The following is a 20,909-nucleotide window of genomic DNA, read 5'->3' as shown; positions in this document are numbered from 1 at the left end:
GACTTGGGAGGAAGTGGGGGTTATCAGAGATCGCCGATGGTCTTCAGAAACGCTGCGATGGTCTCCTCATTGCGCCGGTAGAAGACCCATTGGCCGACGCGGCGGGTCGTCACCAGACCGGCGCGCTGCAGCACGGCGAGATGAGATGAAACCGTCGACTGCGAAAGGCCGCATCTTTCGAACTGCCCTGCGCAGACGCCCATGTCGAGCGGATGCTCCTGGCCGGAGAAATGCGCCTGCGGCTCCTTCAGCCAGGTCAGGATCTCCATGCGCGTCGGATGCGCCAGTGCTTTCAGAATTTCGTCTCTATCCATCGTATTTCGGCGTATTCAGTTTTCCCGATATATATATCGCTAAAATTCGATACGGGAAGTCACAACGTCGTGAATGCTGTGGGCTACAAAGGAAGTGGCCATAAACGCCGGGCAAAATGCGGACAAAAAAAGAGGGCCACAAGAAACTTGGGCCCTTTCAGTTGTGAAGGTTTCAAACCTCCAGAGGGGAACAGCTGCTGCAGCGGCTGGGGAGGAGAAAGCCGCTAGATGCACCAGCTGAAAAAGATATGGGTAGGGCCGTAGCCGCTTTCAATAGCCGTTCCCAAGATTTTCGCAACTGAGGGCTGTGGGGCTCCGCCAGGCAAAAAAAGAGGGCCACAAGAAAAACTTGGGCCCTTGTAGTTGTGAAGGTAATTAAAACCTCCAGAGGGGAACAGCTGCTGCGGTGGCACTGGGAGGAGAAGCCACCAAAGATGCATCAGCTGGGTGTGGTATGCTGCTTTTTTGGGCTATCGGCAATCATTTAATATGCATGACAGCCATGCCGTTTGCGCATCGCTGCTCATTTTTGCAGCGCACAAGGATTCGGTTTTCGAAGAGCTTCGCTTTCCCTTGAAAAGAGCCGAGGAATAACAAAGGCTTACGCAGGCTGTTGGCAATTGCTCACAAATCGGGCAATTGAACGGATCGTCAGAAGTTCCAGTTTCTCGCTTTAGCGACGATGTAATCGCGGAAGACTTTCAGCTTCGCTGCGTTCTTCAGTTCGTCCGGATAGCAGAAATAGGTATCGAAAGAGGGGATGTCGGCGCTTATCGGCAGTTGAATGAGGCCGGGATCGCGACCGACGATATAGTCCGGAAGCATGGCGATGCCGATGCCGAGCAGGCAGGCGCGCTTGATCGATGTCTGGCTGTTGATCTGCAGATGCGATATGCGCGGATTGTCGGAATCGCGTCCGGCAATCTCCAGCCAGTTCACGTCGAGCAGATAGTTGGGGGCGGGCTCGCCGAAGGTGATGATCCGGTGATTGTCGAGATCGTCAAGCGACTGCGGCTCGCCATATTTGTTGATGTAGGACGGCGCGGCATAGACATGCATGTGCACCGTGAAGAGCTTGCGCTGGATCAGATCCGACTGTTGCGGCTGCCGCAGCCTGATGGCGCAGTCCGCATGGCGCATGTTCACGTCCAGTTCCTCGTTGTCGAGGATGAGCTGTACCTGGATTTCCGGATACAAGGACATGAATTCCTGGATCTTGTCGGTCAGCCACCCCTGGCCGAGGCCGACAGTGGTCGTGATCCGCAACTTGCCGCTCGGCTTGTCCGTCGTCTCGCTAAGCTGGGCCTTGACGCTTTCGAGCTTCATCAGCACGTCGTGCGCCGTGCGATAGAGCATTTCGCCCTGTTCGGTCAGGATCAAGCCGCGGGCGTGCCGATGAAAGAGCTTGATGCCGACGTCCTGCTCGAGCGAACTGACCTGCCGGCTGATCGCCGACTGCGAAAGGTGGAGTTTGTCTGCCGCGTGCGTGAACGAGCCAGCCTCGGCCGCCGCATGGAAAATGCGCAGTTTGTCCCAGTCCAGCGACATAGAATCCCCCATAAAGGCTCAGCCGGAGAAGCTTGCCACTTTTCTCCGGAGACGACCGATGCATGTTCCCACTCAGAGCCGCGCCCCGATCCCGGCGCGCGCCCTGTTCAGCAGCTTCTATTCGGCTGCAATTGCGACGGGCATATGACCCGCAAGGTATTTCTCCGCTTCGAGCGCAGCCATGCAACCCATGCCGGCGGCGGTAACCGCCTGGCGATAGATGTCGTCGGTCACGTCGCCGGCGGCGAAGACGCCCGGGACGTCGGTCGCGGTGGAATCCGGCGCAGTCCAGAGATACCCGTTCGGCTTCTGGCGAAGTTTGCCCTTGAAGAGTTCGACCGCAGGCGCATGACCGATCGCGACGAAAACACCGTCGATTGCCATGTCGGATGTTTCCCCGGTCTTGGTGTTGCGAAGCTTCACGCCGTTGACCGAGGCCGGCATCGGCGGCTTTGCAGGCGTCCCGAGATATTCCAGAACCTCGTGGTCCCAGATCACCTTGACGTTCGGCTTTGCGAAAAGGCGCTCTTGCAGGATCTTTTCAGCACGAAAAGCATCCCGGCGGTGAACGACGGTGACGGTCTTCGCCAGATTGGAGAGATAAAGCGCTTCCTCCACGGCGGAGTTGCCGCCGCCGACGACGATGACTTCCTTGTTGCGGTAAAAGAACCCGTCGCAGGTAGCACAGGCGGAAACGCCAAATCCCATGAAGGTCGGCTCGGTTTCGATGCCGAGCCATTTCGCTTTGGCGCCGGTGGCGATGATCAAAGCGTCCGCCGTCCAATCCGTGCCGCTATCCGTCTTGATCCGGAAGGGGCGGACGGACAGGTCGACATCGGTTACGAGGTCGTTGACGATTTCCGTGCCGACGTGGATCGCCTGATTCAGCATCTGCTCCATCATCCAGGGTCCCTGGACCGGATCGGCATAGCCCGGATAATTCTCCACATCCGTGGTGATCATCAGCTGGCCGCCCTGTTCCATGCCGGCGATGAGGACCGGCGAAAGCATGGCCCGCGCGGTATAGATGGCAGCGGTATAACCGGCAGGTCCGGAACCGATAATCAGCACTTTCGTGTGGCGCGCAGTCATGCTTTTGTCCTTCGTCCGCCGGAGAGAGCCGGGAGCGTCCTCCGGTGCAATCCGATAATGCAAATATTGCCTTACTTTAGGTATTCACGGCGCGCACTTTCAAGGGCGCGCGCTCTGATACACACAAGTGGTTGCGTGGTCAGCGTCGTTTTGACACCAGATCGGGCATATTTGCATCGGTTTTGACCCGCAGTACCGTCATAAGACGCTCCAGCGCCCGGGCGCACAAGGTTTTTGTGCATGCAACTGCAAGCGCTCTCGTATCGGCATTCGGTTACGTGCTACCCAAGCACGGAGAAAGCGCCGTGAAGGCCGCCGCCGGGCGGCTCTTGGTGCGGACGGATCGGCGCTGCGGTTTCGGCCTGTCGTGCAGTTGATCGGCGGATAAAATAAGGCCTTCCCCGCAAGGCCGACAGGATTGGGGATTTGGGCAATGGTCGTACGCGTCGAGCTCGATGCCATCGATATGAAGATACTGCGCGAACTGCAGGACGACGGCCGGATCACGAATGTGGAACTGGCCGAGAGAGTGGGGATCTCGGCTCCTCCGTGCCTGCGCCGCGTGCGCAAGCTCGAGGAGGCCGGCGTCATCAGAGGCTATCGTGCGCTTCTGAATGCGTCCGCGCTGGGATACGACCTCGTCGCCTTCTGCATGGTCGGCCTCAAGCACCAGTCCGACGCCAATCTCAAGGCGTTTGCCGCCCGCACCGCCTCGTGGCCGCTTGTTCGCGAGGCCTGGATGGTGTCCGGGGAATCGGACTTTCTGCTGCAGTGCGTGGCCGAAAACCTTGCGAGCTTTCAGGATTTTGTTATTGAAGAACTGACCGCCACCGAGAATGTCGACACGGTGCGGACGATGCTGACGATCCGTCAAGTGAAGGACGCATGTCAGGTAGAAATCTGATGTGCAGGGCGGCCCGGCCGCCGCGCATCGCAACCAAACGCCTCGCGGACCGAATGAATTGAACAATTTCCACGACGAGAGCGAGGGAGCCCTGCCGCTTCCGGCGACGCGGGACGGCCATATGATCCCCAAGCTTCCCCTTTCAGCCTTCATCATCTGCTTGAATGAGGAGGCCTATCTCGGCAAATGCATCGAGAGTCTCGAGCGCTGCGCGGAAATCGTGATCGTCGATTCCGGGTCGACGGACGGCACCGCCGCTTTGGTGCAATCCTATATCGACGCGGGCTGGCCCATCCGTTTCATGTACGAGCCGTGGCGCGGCTATGCCGGGCAGAAGCAGTTTGCGCTCGAGCAATGCAGCCAGCCCTGGTGCTTCAACATCGACGCGGACGAGAGATTGGACAAGGCGCTGCGAGAACTGCTGCCTGAACTGCTCGCAGCATCGGACGAGATCGTCGGCTGGCGGGTGGCGCGTCGCCCCTATCTGATCGGCTATGGCTATACCCCCGAAAACGTCCGCGAGCGCCGGAACTTGCGGCTGATCCGGCGCGGCAAGGGACGTTACGACCTCAGTCAGAAAGTCCATGAAGGCATCGTGCCCGAGGGAAATGTCGGCAATGCCCGGACCGGCAGTCTCCTTCATTTCCGCCCGCTGGTCATGGACGAGCAGATTCTGAAGGAAAACAAATACTCGACGCTGAAGGCGGACCAGCAGGTCGAGTCCGGAAAACGGCCGCGCTTTTACAAGCTCATCTTCACTCCGCCGATCTATTTTCTCAGGCTCTATTTCCGCAACGGTCTCTGGCGCTGCGGCCTGTCGGGCTTCATCGAGGCCATGACCGGGGCGGTCTATGCCTTCCTGACGGCGGCGAAGATCTACCAGCGGCACGCTCTGAAGGCGCGCCCGAATGTGGATGATGCGCTTTCGCACTGATCGATCAAGGGGTTCGGCATGAAGGTCATGCATATTCACTTCGGCACGGAGGGCGGTGCGGAGCGGTTCTTCGTCAATCTCGTCAATGCGCTGCACGAGAGGGGCGTCGAACAGCGGGCACTGATCCGACCGGGCCGCAGCTGGCGCAAGGACCTGGAGAACGGTGCTACGATCTATGAAGGGGTTTTTCGGCGCATTTCGCTTTCTCGCTTCCTCCTGAAATGGCGGATGAACCGGGTCCTTCGCGAGTTCGAGCCGGACGTCATAATGGCCTGGCAGTTGCGGGCGAGCCGCTTCATGCCGGCTCATGCCAAGGCATTTCGCATCTCCCGGCTGGGGGATTATCCCGAACATCTCGGCTACTATACCAATGTCGAGACGCTCGTCTGCATCACACCGGATATGGCCGCCAAGGTTCGTGAACTTGGCTGGAAGCGCGACATCGAGGTGATCGCGAACTTCACCCGCGCAAGGCCTGCACCGCCCGTAGCGCGGGCCGACCTGCAGACACCGGCGGACGCCTTCGTCGTGGTCGGCATGGGCCGCTTCGTCAAACGTAAGGGTTTCGCAGGGCTCATCCGCGCCGTGAAGGAGGTGGCGAACTCCTATCTCTGGCTTATCGGAGATGGCCCGGAACGAGAGCAGCTCGAGCAGCTGACCGACGAACTCGGGCTTCGTGATCGCGTACGCTTCACCGGATGGCAGACGAACGCCTATGGTTTTCTCTCCGCTGGCGACGCCTTCGTCATCAACTCGTCGCACGAGCCTCTCGGCAATGTCTGCTTCGAAGGCTGGGGCGCCGGAAAGCCCACGATAGCCTCGCGCGCTGAGGGGCCATCCTGGGTGATGACGCATGAGAGCGACGCTCTCATGGTCGATTGCGGCGATGACGTGGGTCTTGCGGAGGCCATTCGCCGGCTGCGCGACGATCCGGCGCTTCGCGAGAGGCTGAGCGCCGGCGGCAGCAAAACCTTGCGCACGCGCTTCTCCGAAAAAGCGATCACCGACGCTTATCTCGACCTGTTCGACAGAGGTGTCGCAAAGCGATGAAAGTCACTCACTTTCACTTCGGCAAGGACGGCGGCGCCGAGCGCTTCTTCGTACACCTGGTCAATGCGCTTGCGGAACGCGGCGTCGAGCAGACGGCGATCATCCGCCCCGGGCGCGGCTGGCGGCGAGACATCGAAGGCGCCGCGAAGATCCGGGAAAGCCATTTTCGCAACCTCTCGCTCGATCGAATCCTGCTCCCGTTGAAGGTGAAGCACATGGCCCGGCGCGAGAAGCCGGATGTCCTGATGGCTTGGGCGCCCCGGGCAAGCGAACTGATGCCGAACTACAAAGGCGCATTCAAGATCTCGCGCCTTGGCGATTATCCGACCCGCCTGAGCTATTTCAGAAACACCGACTGCATCGTGTGCAACACGCCGGGCATTGCCGAGCGCGTCAGCGACCTGGGCTGGAAACGGGAGATAAGGGTCATCTCCAATTTCACCGGGACCGGGCGTGTCGTGGCGGTTGACCGCGCAAAGCTCGATACGCCCGCCGATGCGCCCGTCGTGATGTCCATGGGCCGCTTCGTCGAGCGGAAAGGGTTTCATACGCTGATCGAAGCGGTCGCCAGACTGCCGGGGGTCTATCTTTGGCTGCTTGGCGATGGAGAGGAGCGCGACAATCTGCATAAGCTCGCGACGGGCCTCGGCGTTTCCGGCCGCGTTCGCTTTGCCGGCTGGCAGGAAGACACGAGACCTTTCCTGGCTGCGGCCGATGTCTTCGTGATGTCGTCCAGCCACGAGCCCCTCGGCAACGTCATCCTCGAGTCCTGGGCCCAGGGAACGCCGGTCGTATCGACCCGTTCCGAAGGGCCGCAATGGTTCATGCGCGACGGCGAAAACGGTCTGATGGCCGATATCGGCGATGCCGAAGGTTTCGCCCGCGCCATCGAGCAGATCGTGGCCGACAATTCCCTAAGAACGCGCCTGGCCGAGCGCGGACACGAGACGCTTGTCGGGCAGTTTTCCAGAGAAGCGATCACTGACGCCTATCTGCAGCTGTTTGCCTCGAAGCCGTAGCCAAGATCAACGCATCAGGCTTTCGTAAACCGCTGCGATCGCGCGGGCTTCCTGCTCGATGGCGAAGTTTTTGGAGGTCCGTGCCAGACCATTGGCGCTTGCGGCGGCAAGCCGCGGCCGGTCGTCCATGAAGGCGGCTGCCGCATCGACCATCGCCTTGAGATCGTCGGCCGCAATGATGAGGCCCGTCTCCTCGGAGCCGCCGGTTAGCAGTTCCGAAAACGCGCCGACATCGGTTGCCACCACGGGGACCCCGGTCGCCATTGCTTCGAGCGGCGTCAGGCCGAAGCCTTCCCAGCGTTGCGGGGCGACGAAGAGATCGAGAGCGCGGTACCAGTCGGGAATATTCGTGTGTTCGCCTACGAACAGGATACGGTCGGCGAGCCCGGCCTTGGCGACGCGCTCCTTCAGTTCCGACTCGAAGACAAGGTGAGGGCCGGTGGCCCGCCCGGCAACGATAGCTCCCCAGTCCGGGCGGCAGGGCAGGAGGGCGATCATGCTGTCGACGAAGAGGTCGGTCCCTTTCTGATGGCGTACGCGCCCGAAGCATCCGACGAATTTCTTCGCGGGATCGAGGCCGAGCGCCTTCTTCGCCTCCGTCTTGTCGAAGGGTGGCTGAAAGCGCTTGGTGTCGATCCCATGCAGGATGACGGTGTTCGGTACATCGAGATAGGCGGCCGTCCTGCCGCTGGTGGCGATAACCGCGTCCATCCGGCGGATGAGGAACTTGCTCCATCCGGTGTGCCGGCGTTGCGAAGCGGAGGTAAAGACGATCCGGATCTTCATGCGCAGCAGGTCGCGCAGAAGGATGGCCGGGAGCATTTCGACGTTTCGACGCGCGTGCCAAACGCGGCAGGGCCGGCCTTCGGGCCTCTTCCAGAGATGAATGAGATCGCGAAAGCGAACCGACGGAAGGCTCTTGGGAAGGCCTGGTCCGAGAACCGCGATCTTCTGTCCAAGGGCACGCTGCACAGGCACCAGCTGGATGATTGTCGAGGTAACGCCGGACAGACGCTGCTTGAAATTGGGCGCGATCACTTCGACGTCGCGGATATCGACCACCTGTGCGCTCTCCTTGCGCCTGCGACAATCAATTCAAGGGAGGAGGGGCGGCGCGGGACCGCGCGCGCGCCCCGAAAGGCAGGTCAGCCCCATTGAACGGCGAGAATCTCATACGCCTTGGATCCGCCGGGTGCATTGACTTCGATCGAATCGCCGACTTCCTTGCCGATCAGCGCGCGGGCGATCGGAGAGGAGATGGAAATGCGTCCCTGTTTGACGTCGGCCTCCTGATCGCCGACGATCTGATAGGTCTTTTCTTCTTCCGTATCCTCGTCGACGAGCTTCACCCTTGCGCCGAACTTGATCTTCGATCCGGACATTTTCGAAAGATCGATGACTTCGGCGCGCGCGATCAGGTCTTCGAGTTCGGAAATTCTTCCCTCGTTATGGCTCTGCGCTTCCTTTGCCGCATGATATTCGGCGTTCTCCGACAAGTCGCCATGGGCGCGGGCCTCGGCGATCGCTTCGATGATGCGCGGCCGTTCTTCCTGCTGGCGCCAGCGCAGCTCCTCCTGCAGATTGACGAATCCACCCTGTGTCATGGGCACCTTGTCGACCATTTCATCATCCTTCATCAAGCACGCGGCGCCGCCTTTCGGCGGCGCCAGCGCAAAAGAAAACGGCCTCCGGAGCGCAAGCACCGGAACCGTCCTAACAAACCGAACCGATCTTATAACAGAATCGGAAGTCCGAAAGCCAGATTTTTCGCGATCCTCGCGCGGCGCTTCATATCGATCCGCGGCTTCCGGCGGGTTGGGGTAAAGGTGAAATTCTGCAGTAAAGCCTCTTTACCTCAACCGCGATTGAGGTCGTATCAGTGCCGGCTCCATACCAATTACACGGGGCCGAATCATGAGTTTAGTCGAAGAGGAATCACAAGTGGCCGATCCGGCGCCGCAGACGGAGGTCGACCTGGAGGAGGGGAGCTGGAGCGAGCTCCTGCGCCCGCGCCACCTCGCCGCAACCGTGACGCTGTGCCTGGGCGTCGCGCTTTTTGCCTTCAACGAGTTCTTCGTCTCGACGGCACTGCCGACGGCGTCGCGGAGTTTGGCGGAGCCGCCCTGTTGTCCTGGGCCTTCACGCTTTACCTCGTTTTCGCCATCGTCGGTGGCGCCTTGGCGGCAAGCCTGAAGGTCCGGTTCGGCGCGCGCAACACGCTGATCGTTGCCGCGCTCGTCTTCGCAACGGGCACGGCCATCGCGACGATGGCGAGCAGCATGCCGCAGGTTCTGGCCGGGAGGGTGCTCCAGGGATTTGGGGAGGGTATCATTGCCGCCCTGTGCTACGCACTGATACCGGAGCTCTTTCCGCAGCGGCTGGTGCCCAAGATATTCGGCGCAGAAGCGATCGTATGGGCTGCCGCCGCCTTCGGCGGGCCGCTCATATCCGGCCTGCTCACGGAATATTGGTCTTGGCGCGCCGCCTTCTTCGTCAACATACCGGCAGCCGCAATCTTCATAGCGCTCGTCGTCGCAATCCTTCGTCAGCCAAAGCAAAGTCCAAGGGCGGCCGGATCGGTTCCCTTGCTGCGGCTGGTGGCGTTCGGCTTCGGCATAATGTTGATCTCGCTCTCGAATACGGCTGCCGACGGCTACAGCATGTCGGCGCTGCTGGCGGCGGCACTTGCGGTCTTCGTCGCGACCGTTCACTTCGACCGCCGATCGCCGCAGTCCATCCTCCCATTCGGCGCGTTTTCGTTCGATCGCCCGCTCGGAACAGGGCTTTGGGTCGTGTTGCTGATGCCTCTGGCACAAGCCTCCGGCTCCGTCTATCTCGTCTACGCACTGCAACATCTTTGGGGCTTCGGCCCGACCGCCGCGGGCTTCTCAAACGCCTTGATGGCCATATCCTGGAGCCTGACGGCGATCATCGTCGCGAGCCTGCGCTCCCACGAGACGCGCGTGCGGCTGGTCTGGACCGGGCCGCTGTTCCTTTGCCTCGGCCTCGGCGGATTGACGCTCGCCGTCGCCTCCGGCGAATACGGCCTTGTCTTCGTCAGCCAGAGCGCTGTCGGAGCCGGATTCGGCCTTTGCTGGGGAACGCTGAGCCAGCTGCTGATGAACGTCTCGTCCATCGAGGAACGCGACAAGACCTCGGCGCTGCTGCCGACGCTGCAATCAGCCGGCTACGCGATCGGCGCGGCCGTTTTCGGAGCGGTCGCCAACGCCGGAGGATTCGACGAAGGTGTCAGCGCCCGGGTGATTTCGGCCGCAATGCTGGGTGTTTTCGCGCTCGGCTGCGTTCTCGCTGCCGCGTCGCTCGTCTTCGGGATCAGGACCCTGCGGCTGGCGCGATGCGAAGGCAGGGCAACCATCCAGTAGCGTTCACCGAGCCGCGGACGGCGCAAGGCCGGCTTTGAACGGATGCGGGAAAAGGCCGGGGCGGCGGCGGCCGAGCAGGGCGTCCTGTTCGGCGACGCGGCCCCGCGAAGGCGTGACGGTTGCGAGGAGCGCGCCTGCCTGCGAGCGTATCCTGACCTTCAGGGAACCATAATCCGCGTCGCGGCCGATCCTGTCGGCGATACGCTAGGCGTAATAGAGCGCCGATCCCTCATCGAAGTGAAGGATACCCTCGTCATCGGTGAAACAATCGTCGTCCCAATGGAGATCGAAGAAATATAGCTGCATGTCGTTGCCCCAACCACGCGCGTCACGGGTGATCCGTTTCCGCATGTTGGGACATGGAACCATGCCGCAATGGAACGCAGCCTGAATCGGACATTCAGGCTGCGTTCACAAGCGTAAATCCGCAAGTGTCAGGCTTCAAAGTAGCTCTGCAGCGGACGCACTTCGAGGTTGCCTGCCTTCAGTGCCTTGATGGCGAGTGCCGCGGCCTCGGCGCCGGCCATCGTGGTGTAATAGGGCACCTTCTGCATCAGCGTCGCGCGGCGAAGCGATTTCGAGTCGGAGATCGCCTTGTTGCCGTCGGTCGTGTTGATCACGAGCTGGACCTGCCGGTTGCGGATGGCGTCCTCGACATGGGGCCGTCCTTCCAGGACCTTGTTGATCTTGGTTGCAACGATGCCCTGCTCGCCGAGGAAGCGCGCCGTGCCGCCGGTCGCCATGACCTTGAAGCCGATGTCGGAGAGAATGCGGATCGCGGGCAGCACCCGTTCCTTATCCTCGTCGCGAACCGAGACGAAGACCGTTCCGTCGCGCGGCAGGTCGACGCCGGCGCCGAGCTGCGACTTGGCAAAGGCCAGCGCATAATCGGTGTCGAGCCCGATGACCTCGCCGGTCGAACGCATTTCCGGGCCGAGCAGCGTATCGACGCCCGGGAAGCGGGCGAAGGGGAAGACGGCCTCCTTGACGGCGATGTGTTTCAGGTTGCGCGGATCCGGCTTCTTGCCATAGGCGGCGATCGCCTCGTCGAGCATTTCGCCGGCCATGACGCGGGCGGCGATCTTGGCGATCGGCGCGCCGATCGTCTTGGCGACGAAGGGAACGGTGCGTGAGGCGCGCGGGTTTACTTCGAGCACATAGATGGTGCCGTCCTTGATGGCGAACTGCACATTCATCAGGCCGCCGACATTCAGCGCTCTGGCGAGCGCCCCCGTCTGACGCTCCAGTTCGTCGACCATGTCCGTGCCGAGCGAATGCACCGGCAGCGAGCAGGCGGAGTCGCCCGAGTGGATGCCGGCCTCCTCGATATGTTCCATGATGCCCGAAACGAAGACATCCTTTCCGTCACAAAGGCAATCGACGTCCACTTCGATCGCATTCGTCAGGTAGCTGTCGAAGAGGAGCGGGTTCTTGCCGAGCAAGGTGTTGATCTGGCCGGTCTTGTCGTTCGGATAGCGCTGCTTGATATCTTCAGGAACCAGCCCCGGAACGGTGTCGAGCAAATAGCTCTGCAGCATGCTTTCCGAATGGATGATCTGCATGGCGCGGCCGCCGAGAACATAGGACGGGCGCACGACCAGCGGGAAGCCGATTTCGCCGGCAACGAGGCGGGCCTGCTCGACGGAGTAGGCAATGCCGTTGTTCGGCTGGTTGAGATCGAGCTTCATCAGGAGCTTCTGGAAGCGATCACGGTCCTCGGCGAGATCGATCGCGTCCGGCGCGGTGCCGAGGATCGGGATGCCGTTCTTTTCCAGCGCTTCGGCAAGCTTCAGCGGAGTCTGGCCGCCGAACTGGACAATGACGCCGTGCAACGTGCCGTTTTCCTGTTCGGCACGCATGATCTCGATCACGTCCTCTGCCGTCAGGGGCTCGAAATAGAGCCGGTCGGAGGTGTCGTAGTCGGTCGAAACCGTCTCCGGGTTGCAGTTGATCATGATCGCTTCGTAGCCGGCGTCCTTCAGTGCGAAGGCGGCATGGCAGCAGCAGTAGTCGAATTCGATGCCCTGGCCGATCCGGTTCGGGCCGCCGCCGAGGATGACGACCTTTTTCCGGTCGGAAACCTGCGCCTCCGACCGGGCGGCACCGACGAAAGGCGTCTCATAGGTCGAATACATGTAAGCGGTCGGCGATGCGAACTCGGCCGCGCAGGTGTCGATGCGCTTGTAGACGGGGCGCACGTTCAGTGCGTTGCGGAGCTCGGCCACCTCTTTCGGACGCTTGCCGGTAAGCGTCGCAAGCCGGGCGTCGGAGAAGCCCATTGCCTTCAGCATGCGCAGGTTCTCGGCGTCGGCGGGCAGGCCGTGCTCGCGGATGCGCGCCTCCATGTCGACGATCGCCTTGAACTGGGCAATGAACCAGGGGTCGATCTTGCAGGCTTCATGCACTTCGGCTTCGCTCATGCCGAGACGCAGCGCCTGTGCGACCATGCGCAGGCGGTCCGGCGTCGGCGTGCCGAGCGCGGCGCGGATGGCATTGCGGCCGTCGCCATTGTCGTCGAAATCAGGCACCTCGATCTCGTCAAGTCCGGTCAGTCCGGTCTCGAGGCCGCGCAGCGCCTTCTGCAGCGATTCGGCGAAGGTCCGGCCGATCGCCATGACTTCGCCCACCGACTTCATTGCGGTCGTGAGCGTCGGCTCGGCTCCCGGGAATTTCTCGAAGGCGAAGCGCGGGATCTTGGTGACGACGTAGTCGATCGAAGGCTCGAAGGATGCCGGCGTGGCGCCGCCGGTGATATCGTTTTCGAGTTCGTCGAGCGTATAGCCGACTGCGAGCTTGGCGGCGATCTTGGCAATCGGGAAGCCGGTGGCCTTCGATGCGAGTGCGGAGGAGCGCGAGACGCGCGGATTCATCTCGATGACGACGAGGCGGCCATTCTCGGGATTGACGGCGAACTGGACGTTCGAGCCGCCCGTTTCGACGCCGATCTCGCGCAGCACCGCGATCGAGGCGTTGCGCATGATCTGATATTCCTTGTCGGTCAAGGTCAGTGCCGGCGCAACGGTGATCGAATCGCCCGTGTGGACGCCCATCGGATCGATGTTCTCGATCGAGCAGATGATGATGCAGTTGTCCGCCTTGTCGCGGACGACCTCCATCTCATATTCCTTCCAGCCGAGGACCGATTCCTCGATCAGGACTTCCGTCGTCGGCGACGCGTCGAGACCGCTGCCGACGATCTCGAAGAACTCCGAACGGTTATAGGCGATGCCGCCCCCGGTGCCGCCGAGCGTGAAGGACGGCCGGATGATCGCGGGGAGCCCGACATCGTCGAGCGCCTGTGCGGCGATCGCCATGGCGTGGTTCACATAGCGCTGCTTGCGATCGCCTTCGCCGAGGTTCCACTGGTTTTCGAGTTCGTCCAGCGCCTTGTCGAGTTCGTCACCGGAAAGCTTCGCCTTGAGCGCTGAGCGCTCCGCCTCGTGCGACTTGCGGTCGTGGTCCTTGATGTCCGTGGCGTTCGCCAGGCGCGACTTGGGCGTCTCGAGGCCGATATGCGCCATGGCCTCGCGGAACAGGGCGCGGTCTTCCGCCTTGTCGATCGCCTCGGGCTTCGCACCGATCATCTCGACATTGTAGCGGTCGAGCACGCCCATGCGGCGCAGCGACAGGGCCGTGTTGAGCGCCGTCTGTCCGCCCATGGTCGGCAGCAGCGCGTCGGGGCGTTCCTTGGCGATGATCTTGGCGACGACCTCTGGCGTGATCGGTTCGACATAGGTCGCGTCCGCCAGACCCGGATCGGTCATGATCGTCGCCGGATTGGAGTTGACCAGGATGACGCGGTAGCCTTCCTCCTTCAACGCCTTGCACGCCTGGGTGCCGGAGTAGTCGAATTCGCATGCCTGACCGATGACGATCGGCCCCGCGCCGATGATGAGGATCGATTTGATGTCTTGGCGCTTCGGCATGGGCAATCATCCGTTTCTAGCTGCGCGAAAAACCGGCCAGGTTGGGAGGTCACCGGCCGGGTCGCGCATTTATGGTCTTTTCAGGCTAGAAGCGGCTTATAGGCAAATGTTTTCGCCAGCGGAACCCCGAAAATTCGGGAATCGACAAGAAAGCAAAGATATTTGTTCCGCCTCTCGAACCTACGGTTCTCCGATAGAAACACTATTGCTGCGCCACCCGCTCGGCGGACGGGATCACCAATACCTTCACCTCGCCGGCAGCGGCGGGATTTGAAATGACATCAGGTGCTTCATCGAGCGATATGCGCCGTGAAATCAACCGGTCGATCTCGATCGCGCCTGTCGCAACCAGGTCGGCCGCGCGGCGGTGGACGAAGGGATTGATAAAGGAACCAAGCACACGGAGCTCGCGGAAGAGAATGTCGAACGGTTCGATTTCGACCTTTTCTCCCTGCGGCAGCACGCCGAGGATCACGACCGTACCGCCCGCTTTGGCGAGGCGCGTCGACTGCTTCACCGTTTCCGCGACTCCGGCGCACTCGATGACGACATCGACGCCTCCGGGGACGAGACCTGCCGGACCTGCGATCGCCTCGACCACGTCGCCGGCCGACGGGTCGACCGTTGCGGTGGCGCCGACCTCCTCGGCCAGGCGACGCTTCGTTGCCTGGCGTGTCGAGAGAATGACCGTCGTGGCGCCGGCGAGCCTTGCGAGCTGCACCGTCAGCAGGCCGATCACGCCGCCGCCCAGGATCGCCACCGTCGACCCCGCTTTGATTCCCGAAAGATCGACACCGTGCAGGCAGCAGGCGAGAGGCTCGCAGAAAGCGCCGTGCACGGGATCGAGAGTAAGCGGAATTTCGAAGGCCTGTTTCCGCGGCACCAGGACGTATTCGGCGAAGCCGCCGTCGCGATGGATGCCGATCGCGCGCAGGTTCCGGCAGAGATTGACCCGGCCCGCCTGGCACTGCGGGCAGCGGCCGCAGGAGATGTTGGGATCTCCGGTGATCCTCGCACCCGGTGCGATGTCTCGAACGGCGCTCCCGGCCTCGACGACGATGCCGCAGAATTCGTGGCCGAGCGTGACCGGCGGCGTCGACGGAAATTCTCCATGAAGGAGATGACGATCGGTCCCGCAGATGCCGCAGGCTTCCACTTTGACGAGCAGATCGTCAGGCCCGGGCTCAGGAATCCCAACGTTCCGAACGGAGATATTGCCGACCGACTCCAGACGCACTGCCTTCATCTGTTCCTCCCGCCGCCTGTTTTCCATTGGAGCCGAACACGGCGCGAGCGTCAATCCTGCCGCCTTGCCCTTTGGGCCGGCAGCTCCGCTCGACAAAACGATGCGCCGGATGCAACCGGGTGGCGGCGATTGCGTTTTACAAGGATCGCCGCCCCGGCTTATAAAATCACTCAGCGCGCTAAGTAGAGGCGACGCCTTCTGGAGGACAGATCATGGAATGGAAGGGCCGCCGCCAGTCCGGAAACATCGAGGATCAGCGCGGGGCCGGCCCCCGGGGAGGCGGCCCTTTCGGTCGTGGCGGTGGATTCCGCCTGCCCGGTGGCGGCGGCGGAATGCGTCGCGCCGGCGGGGGCATGAGCTTTGGCACGCTCATCTTCCTCGTGATTCTCTATTTCGTCCTGAAGGCAATGGGCATCGACATGCTTCAGGTGCTCGAAGGCGGCGGTCCGGCGAACATGCCGGGCTTCGAGCAGAGCGACGGGTCGGGGGCGCCGCAGGGCACGGCCGAGGAAGAAGAGATGAAGGCCTTCATGGCCACGGTTCTTGCCGAAACGGAAGACACCTGGAACGGCATCTTCCAGGCGAGCGGCGAGCAATATGAGGAACCGAGGCTGGTGCTGTTCAACGGCTCGGTCCGTTCGGCCTGCGGCTTTGCCTCTTCCGCCTCGGGTCCCTTCTATTGCCCCGGCGACCGCAAAGTCTATCTCGATATGAGTTTCTTCGACGAGCTGGCCCAGAAATTCGAAGCTTCCGGCGATTTCGCCCAGGCCTATGTGCTTGCGCATGAGGTCGGTCATCACGTCCAGAACCTGATCGGCGTATTGCCCAAATTCAATGAGATGCGGCAGCGCATGAGCGAGGCCGAGGCGAACCAGATGTCGGTCCGGGTCGAGCTGCAGGCGGACTGCTTCGCCGGGATCTGGGGCAAATACACCGAGCAGAAGGGGCTCCTGGAACGGGGCGATCTGGAGGAGGCGCTGAACGCTGCGACCCAGATCGGCGACGACACATTGCAGAAGCGCATGCAGGGCTATGTCGTCCCGGAAAGTTTCAATCACGGCACGTCGGAGCAGCGGATGCGGTGGTTCCAGCGGGGCTTCGACAGTGGCAAGATGTCGGATTGCGACACCTTCTCCGGCGCTGTCTGATCACATCGCCGGACCGGGCAGCCCGTCCGGCGATTCTCCGTCATTTCCGCCGCTCACTGTCCGTGTGCATGAGCTGTGCTTCCGAAGCGGCTTTCCCGGACCATACCTCTACCATGCGGGTCGCCGGCACCTCCCGGCGCCCTTTGCGCGCCTTCGTGGACTTCCTGAAGTCGGAGCGGCGAGGCAAATGATGCACGCGGAGGCGAATGCGAGCTATAAGTACAACCGATCGGTATGATCAGAAACTTTGACATGTTCACGTATTGTTTCGGACCAGGCAAGCCGTTACACCTATTCTGGTAACGTCGTTCACGTTCTGTCTCCGCTCCGGCGGAAAGCGGGGAGAGAGCTTCATGCTCGACAAGAAATTCGTGAGACGCGGTCTGTTCCTCGTCTTCCTCATTCTCTTCCTCGACATCATGGGCATCGCAATCATCGTGCCGGTGTTGCCGGCCTATCTCGAGGAACTGACCGGCGCGGATATCGGCGAGGCCGCGGTCGACGGTGGATGGCTGTTGCTCGTCTACTCGGCGATGCAGTTTCTCTTCGCACCGCTTATCGGGAATCTGAGCGATCGATTCGGGCGTCGGCCGGTCCTGCTTGCGTCCGTGCTGACCTTTGCGCTCGACAACCTGATCTGCGCGCTTGCGACCAGCTATTGGATGCTCTTCATCGGGCGCAGCCTTGCCGGCATCAGCGGCGCGAGCTTCGGCACGGCATCCGCCTACATTGCCGATGTCAGCGACGATGAGAACCGCGCCAAGAACTTCGGGCTGATCGGCATTGCCTTCGGCACCGGTTTTGCGCTCGGCCCGGTCATCGGAGGTTTCCTCGGCGAATTGGGCCCGAGAGTGCCCTTTTATGGTGCGGCAGCGCTTTCATTCCTCAATTTCATCATGGGGGTCTTTCTCCTGCCCGAGACGCTCGCCCCGGCCAACCGGCGGCGCTTCGAATGGCACCGGGCAAACCCGCTCGGCGCGCTCAAGCAGATGCGCCATTACCCGGGCATCGGCTGGGTAGGCCTCGTCTTCTTCCTCTACTGGCTGGCTCACGCCGTCTACCCGGCCGTCTGGTCCTTCGTCGGCTCCTATCGCTACGGGTGGAGCGAAGGGCAGATCGGGCTTTCGCTGGGGATCTTCGGCGTGGGCGGCGCAATCGTGATGGCGCTGGTGCTCCCGCGTGTCGTGCCGGCACTGGGAGAAAGGCGTACGGCGGCACTCGGGCTCACCTTCACGGCCCTCGGGATGGCGGGCTATGCGGCCGCCTGGGAGGGGTGGATGGTCTACGCGGTGATCGTCGCGACCGCGCTCGAAAGCCTAGCCGATCCACCGCTCCGCAGCATAGCCTCCGTCCATGTCCCGCCGTCGGCACAGGGCGAGCTGCAAGGTGCGCTCACCAGCATATCGAGCATTACGACGATCCTCGGACCTCTGATGTTCACGCAGATTTTCGCCTTTTTCACCGACCCTGCAGCCGCCCATAGCTTTGCCGGCGCTCCCTATGCCCTGGCAGGCTGCTTGATCGTCGCCGCGCTGGTTATCTTCCTTGCCAAGGTCGGCGCCGGCCGGGGAGGCGCCGTCCGCGGTGCCGTGCGAGCGTGACGGAGGCTTAGGACCTGTGGACACTTATGGATAGGGGTTTGATTTTGCACAAATCGGTCAATGCCAAGGATTTTTCCGCAGCAAAGGGTTGCCCCTTTGCAAGGGAAAAGCCGCCGGCAGTGGGCGATTTGTGCAAAACCCTTCGGGCGGACCATATTGCGGTGCCTTGTCGCGAAAAATCCGGCTTGCAGGCGGACGGCCTGCGGCGCCGGATTTTCCACGAAAGTCCCTCGCAATATGGGCCGTCAAATCCCTATCCATAAGTGTCCACAGGTCCTAGCGGTCCGTTGCTTCCATGCCTGCAGATTGATCAATTTTCTTGATCAATCGATGAAAAATTGAGCAGTTCGGCCTTTACCGCTGGCGCAAGCCCTGGTGGTGCTCTAATTCGTTCTCTCTTCTTCATTTTTCCCTTTGCCCATTGCCGGTGCAGAGCCAGGATTCCTCATGCTGACCGCGACCAAAGACCTCGTGCTTGCGCAGAGCGACAATTCATGGCCCACGCATTTTCGCGCGAGCCTCTATCTTGGTGTGCCGTTCATCGGCGCCCAGCTCGCCCAATTGGCGATCAATACGACGGACGTGCTCATGGTCGGCCAGCTGGGTGCCACTCAGCTGGCGGCCATCATCCTCGCGACGCAGGTCTTCTTCACGATCTTCATCTTCGGCAGCGGATTTGCCAATGCGGTGGTTCCCATGGTCGCTCAGGCGCAGGGCCGGGGCGATCAGGTCTCCGTGCGACGCTCGGTACGAATGGGCATGTGGGTGGTGCTGCTTTACGGCGTGCTGACTGCGCCGGTCCTCTGGATGGCCGAGCCGATCCTGCTCTTTGCCGGACAGAAACCCGAGGTCGCGGCGCTTGCGGGAGAATACCTGCATATCGCCCAGTGGGCGATCTTCCCCAGCCTCATTTTCATGGTCCTCAGGGCATTTTTGAGCGGGCTCGAGCGGGCAGGGGTTATCCTCTACGTGACGCTCGTGACATTGGTTCTGAACGCCGCGCTTTGCTATGTCCTTATTTTCGGCCATTTCGGTTTTCCGGAGCTGGGCATCTTCGGCGCGGCCGTCGCCGCTCTCGGCGTGGCGCTGCTCGGTGCGGCCCTGACGATCGGCTATATCCGCCGGCAACCGGAACTGCATCGCTTCGAGCTGTTCGTCCGCTTCTGGCGGCCGGATTGGCCGGCTTTCGGAGAGGTGGTCTATCTCGGCATTCCGATCTCGGTGACGATTCTCGCGGAAGTCAGCCTGTTTACCGTGGCTTCGCTGCTCATGGGCACGATCGGAACCATCGAACTGGCTGCCCATGGCATAGCACTCCAGTTCGCATCGATTGCCTTCATGATCCCGCTCGGCCTGGCGCAGGCCGGAACGGTGCGCATTGGATTGGCCTATGGCAGCGGCGACATGGTAGGCGTGAAGCGTGCCGCAATTGCCGTGCTGACGCTCGGCGTCGGCTTTGCTGCCGTCGGCAGCACCATCTTCGCTCTGTTCCCGCATGAGCTTGCGGGCCTCTACCTCGATACGAGGCGGCCCGATGCAGCCGAGGTTCTCGCCTTTGCAGGACCGCTGATCGTCATCGCGGGCGCCTTCCAGCTCGTCGACGGCCTCCAGGCCATCGCCGCCGGCATGCTGCGCGGCCTCAAGGACACGACCATACCTATGATCCTGGCAATGATAGCCTATTGGCCGATCGGCTTCTTCTGCGCCTGGGCTTTTGCCTTTCCGCTGGGTTTCGGCGGCGTCGGCGTCTGGTTCGGTTTTGTCCTGGGGCTCGCGTCTGCGGCCTTGCTGCTCAATTGGCGCTTCTTCCGTCTGCTCCGTAGGGTGAGCGCGGCGCCGGCCGCTTCTTAGCAGATTGCTGGAAACGTGTTGCGGTGGTGTTTGGCGAGACGTCTGGTCGCTCACGCCTGTGGCTCGTCGCCGATATGCTGCAACAGCAACCCCAAGCGGGGTAATGTGTTCGGTGACGACCACCCATATAATGTCGTCGGCAATCCGATGGTATTCGTGGCGCAGGATGTTGCCGATGCCGCGAATCTGCTTCCATGGAACATCCGGCGCGATCGTCAGCAGTTCGTCTGGAACGTGGCGGGTTGCTTCGAGATGATTTCCAAAGCGCGCTGAATGGCGAGGCGCAACAGCCAGTCCCGTTCAAAGTCGCCCAGCGACTTTCCGGCGGCATGAGTCTCGATGCCGTGGATGGCTTCCAGGATTTCGGCGAGAACCTTGCGCTTGGCCATTAGAAAACGCGGACCGCGGATTTGTCGATATCGGTGCGGAGCATCGGACGAAGGCTGTTTCGAGTAGTGACATCCACCTCTATGGAAAGCTTCTCCTCAAGGAACTGCTTGATACCGCACGGGCCTCATCGCGAGCCGTCGAACCGAAAAGATACAAGGCGCGCCCATGCTCTGAACGGCATCGGCGTGTTGCTGGAGCTTTCTGTTCTATATGCAGCTGCGCAAAGAAAAAGCCGGACGGGCAGGGGAGACCGTCCGGCTTGTAGAAGCGATCGCATCAGGGGAAGAATGGGATCGCTTGTGAAACTTCCGGCGAGAAGTTTCCTGGAGGCATTGGTTTCAGCTGTGGCAAGCGACGACACTCGAACTCGTCATTTCCGCCTGCGTCTATCGGCCAGCGGCAACAGTACGGTCGCGCGGTCACGGTCCTCGTCTCGCAGCGCATGGATCGTCGCAACGACCATCGCGAAGAACATCGCCATCGAAAATAGAGCAAGTCCCATG

The 20,909-nt window shown here is 61.6% G+C and carries 16 protein-coding genes and 3 pseudogenes; 8 read left to right on the top strand and 11 right to left on the bottom strand.

Annotated elements, in window-relative coordinates:
• Window positions 1-23: 23 nt before the first annotated feature.
• The 3 genes from M1D43_RS05615 to trxB form a co-directional block, all read right to left on the bottom strand.
• Complete coding sequence (locus M1D43_RS05615) at window positions 24-314, bottom strand: ArsR/SmtB family transcription factor (protein ID WP_003529553.1); 291 nt, start codon at window positions 312-314, stop codon at window positions 24-26.
• Window positions 315-965: 651 nt separating this feature from the next.
• Window positions 966-1,862 (bottom strand): LysR family transcriptional regulator VtlR, encoded by an 897-nt coding sequence (locus M1D43_RS05610; RefSeq protein WP_003529555.1) that lies wholly within the window; start codon window positions 1,860-1,862, stop codon window positions 966-968.
• A 117-nt stretch (window positions 1,863-1,979) separates the two neighbouring features.
• The gene (gene trxB, locus M1D43_RS05605; RefSeq protein WP_003529556.1) at window positions 1,980-2,954 is read right to left on the bottom strand and encodes a thioredoxin-disulfide reductase; all 975 of its coding nucleotides are present in this window, start codon (window positions 2,952-2,954) and stop codon (window positions 1,980-1,982) included.
• Window positions 2,955-3,387: 433 nt separating this feature from the next.
• On the opposite strand from trxB, the gene M1D43_RS05600 reads away from it, so the two are divergent.
• From M1D43_RS05600 to M1D43_RS05585, 4 genes are all read left to right on the top strand, one after another.
• Window positions 3,388-3,858 carry an Lrp/AsnC family transcriptional regulator gene (locus tag M1D43_RS05600; protein ID WP_003529557.1) on the top strand — a complete coding sequence of 157 codons (471 nt, stop codon included), beginning with the start codon at window positions 3,388-3,390 and terminating at the stop codon, window positions 3,856-3,858.
• A gap of 121 nt (window positions 3,859-3,979) precedes the next feature.
• The gene (locus M1D43_RS05595) at window positions 3,980-4,792 is read left to right on the top strand and encodes a glycosyltransferase family 2 protein (protein WP_010969309.1); all 813 of its coding nucleotides are present in this window, start codon (window positions 3,980-3,982) and stop codon (window positions 4,790-4,792) included.
• Window positions 4,793-4,810: 18 nt separating this feature from the next.
• Complete coding sequence (locus M1D43_RS05590; protein WP_153313784.1) at window positions 4,811-5,842, top strand: glycosyltransferase; 1,032 nt, start codon at window positions 4,811-4,813, stop codon at window positions 5,840-5,842.
• Complete coding sequence (locus M1D43_RS05585; RefSeq protein WP_153313783.1) at window positions 5,839-6,861, top strand: glycosyltransferase; 1,023 nt, start codon at window positions 5,839-5,841, stop codon at window positions 6,859-6,861. The genes M1D43_RS05590 and M1D43_RS05585 overlap by 4 nt, the downstream gene beginning before the upstream one ends.
• 6 nt (window positions 6,862-6,867) lie before the next feature.
• On the opposite strand, the gene M1D43_RS05580 is transcribed toward M1D43_RS05585, so the two are convergent.
• Both M1D43_RS05580 and greA read right to left on the bottom strand, forming a co-directional pair.
• Window positions 6,868-7,923: a glycosyltransferase family 4 protein gene (locus M1D43_RS05580; RefSeq protein WP_318853748.1), complete on the bottom strand. Its 1,056-nt coding sequence runs from the start codon at window positions 7,921-7,923 to the stop codon at window positions 6,868-6,870.
• Between the two features lie 83 nt (window positions 7,924-8,006).
• Window positions 8,007-8,483, bottom strand: a complete 477-nt coding sequence (gene greA, locus M1D43_RS05575; RefSeq protein WP_003529568.1) for a transcription elongation factor GreA — start codon at window positions 8,481-8,483, stop codon at window positions 8,007-8,009.
• 319 nt (window positions 8,484-8,802) lie between these two features.
• On the opposite strand from greA, the pseudogene M1D43_RS05570 reads away from it, so the two are divergent.
• A pseudogene (locus tag M1D43_RS05570) lies at window positions 8,803-10,244 on the top strand (MFS transporter).
• A 3-nt stretch (window positions 10,245-10,247) separates the two neighbouring features.
• Here the strand turns inward: M1D43_RS05570 and M1D43_RS05565 are convergent.
• From M1D43_RS05565 to M1D43_RS05555, 3 genes and pseudogenes are all read right to left on the bottom strand, one after another.
• Window positions 10,248-10,595, bottom strand: a pseudogene (locus M1D43_RS05565) (DUF6894 family protein).
• An 83-nt stretch (window positions 10,596-10,678) separates the two neighbouring features.
• Window positions 10,679-14,170: a carbamoyl-phosphate synthase large subunit gene (carB, locus tag M1D43_RS05560; protein WP_027993493.1), complete on the bottom strand. Its 3,492-nt coding sequence runs from the start codon at window positions 14,168-14,170 to the stop codon at window positions 10,679-10,681.
• Window positions 14,171-14,372: 202 nt separating this feature from the next.
• Window positions 14,373-15,416, bottom strand: a complete 1,044-nt coding sequence (locus M1D43_RS05555; RefSeq protein ID WP_127638367.1) for a zinc-dependent alcohol dehydrogenase family protein — start codon at window positions 15,414-15,416, stop codon at window positions 14,373-14,375.
• A 212-nt stretch (window positions 15,417-15,628) separates the two neighbouring features.
• On the opposite strand from M1D43_RS05555, the gene ypfJ reads away from it, so the two are divergent.
• From ypfJ to M1D43_RS05540, 3 genes are all read left to right on the top strand, one after another.
• A complete protein-coding gene (gene ypfJ / locus M1D43_RS05550) occupies window positions 15,629-16,564 on the top strand; it encodes a KPN_02809 family neutral zinc metallopeptidase (RefSeq protein WP_015007502.1) in 936 nt (311 codons plus the stop codon).
• Window positions 16,565-16,917: 353 nt separating this feature from the next.
• Window positions 16,918-18,165 (top strand): TCR/Tet family MFS transporter, encoded by a 1,248-nt coding sequence (locus M1D43_RS05545; protein ID WP_127541410.1) that lies wholly within the window; start codon window positions 16,918-16,920, stop codon window positions 18,163-18,165.
• A gap of 447 nt (window positions 18,166-18,612) precedes the next feature.
• Window positions 18,613-20,016, top strand: a complete 1,404-nt coding sequence (locus M1D43_RS05540; protein WP_013844444.1) for an MATE family efflux transporter — start codon at window positions 18,613-18,615, stop codon at window positions 20,014-20,016.
• Between the two features lie 153 nt (window positions 20,017-20,169).
• Here the strand turns inward: M1D43_RS05540 and M1D43_RS05535 are convergent.
• The 3 genes and pseudogenes from M1D43_RS05535 to M1D43_RS05525 all read right to left on the bottom strand — a co-directional run.
• Window positions 20,170-20,229 (bottom strand): annotated as a pseudogene (locus M1D43_RS05535) (HepT-like ribonuclease domain-containing protein); the annotation flags it as partial.
• Window positions 20,230-20,231: 2 nt separating this feature from the next.
• A complete protein-coding gene (locus tag M1D43_RS05530; protein ID WP_010969320.1) occupies window positions 20,232-20,405 on the bottom strand; it encodes a ribonuclease HepT family protein in 174 nt (57 codons plus the stop codon).
• A 371-nt stretch (window positions 20,406-20,776) separates the two neighbouring features.
• Window positions 20,777-20,908 (bottom strand): hypothetical protein, encoded by a 132-nt coding sequence (locus M1D43_RS05525; protein ID WP_003529597.1) that lies wholly within the window; start codon window positions 20,906-20,908, stop codon window positions 20,777-20,779.
• Window position 20,909 lies beyond the last annotated feature (1 nt).

The organism is Ensifer sp. R1-3 (assembly GCF_056739175.1).
This window is presented reverse-complemented; position numbering and strand designations above follow the sequence as displayed.

What these genes read in the sequence shown, in the direction of transcription:
- M1D43_RS05600 (WP_003529557.1), top strand. Translation starts at nt 3,388, where the DNA reads ATGGTCGTACGCGTCGAGCTCGATGCCATCGATATGAAGATACTGCGC.
- M1D43_RS05595 (WP_010969309.1), top strand. Translation starts at nt 3,980, where the DNA reads ATGATCCCCAAGCTTCCCCTTTCAGCCTTCATCATCTGCTTGAATGAG.
- M1D43_RS05590 (WP_153313784.1), top strand. Translation starts at nt 4,811, where the DNA reads ATGAAGGTCATGCATATTCACTTCGGCACGGAGGGCGGTGCGGAGCGG.
- M1D43_RS05555 (WP_127638367.1), bottom strand. Translation starts at nt 15,416, where the DNA reads ATGAAGGCAGTGCGTCTGGAGTCGGTCGGCAATATCTCCGTTCGGAAC.
- M1D43_RS05525 (WP_003529597.1), bottom strand. Translation starts at nt 20,908, where the DNA reads ATGGGACTTGCTCTATTTTCGATGGCGATGTTCTTCGCGATGGTCGTT.
- carB (WP_027993493.1), bottom strand. Translation starts at nt 14,170, where the DNA reads ATGCCGAAGCGCCAAGACATCAAATCGATCCTCATCATCGGCGCGGGG.
- M1D43_RS05545 (WP_127541410.1), top strand. Translation starts at nt 16,918, where the DNA reads ATGCTCGACAAGAAATTCGTGAGACGCGGTCTGTTCCTCGTCTTCCTC.
- M1D43_RS05540 (WP_013844444.1), top strand. Translation starts at nt 18,613, where the DNA reads ATGCTGACCGCGACCAAAGACCTCGTGCTTGCGCAGAGCGACAATTCA.
- M1D43_RS05615 (WP_003529553.1), bottom strand. Translation starts at nt 314, where the DNA reads ATGGATAGAGACGAAATTCTGAAAGCACTGGCGCATCCGACGCGCATG.
- M1D43_RS05585 (WP_153313783.1), top strand. Translation starts at nt 5,839, where the DNA reads ATGAAAGTCACTCACTTTCACTTCGGCAAGGACGGCGGCGCCGAGCGC.
- M1D43_RS05610 (WP_003529555.1), bottom strand. Translation starts at nt 1,862, where the DNA reads ATGTCGCTGGACTGGGACAAACTGCGCATTTTCCATGCGGCGGCCGAG.
- ypfJ (WP_015007502.1), top strand. Translation starts at nt 15,629, where the DNA reads ATGGAATGGAAGGGCCGCCGCCAGTCCGGAAACATCGAGGATCAGCGC.
- greA (WP_003529568.1), bottom strand. Translation starts at nt 8,483, where the DNA reads ATGGTCGACAAGGTGCCCATGACACAGGGTGGATTCGTCAATCTGCAG.
- M1D43_RS05530 (WP_010969320.1), bottom strand. Translation starts at nt 20,405, where the DNA reads ATGGCCAAGCGCAAGGTTCTCGCCGAAATCCTGGAAGCCATCCACGGC.
- trxB (WP_003529556.1), bottom strand. Translation starts at nt 2,954, where the DNA reads ATGACTGCGCGCCACACGAAAGTGCTGATTATCGGTTCCGGACCTGCC.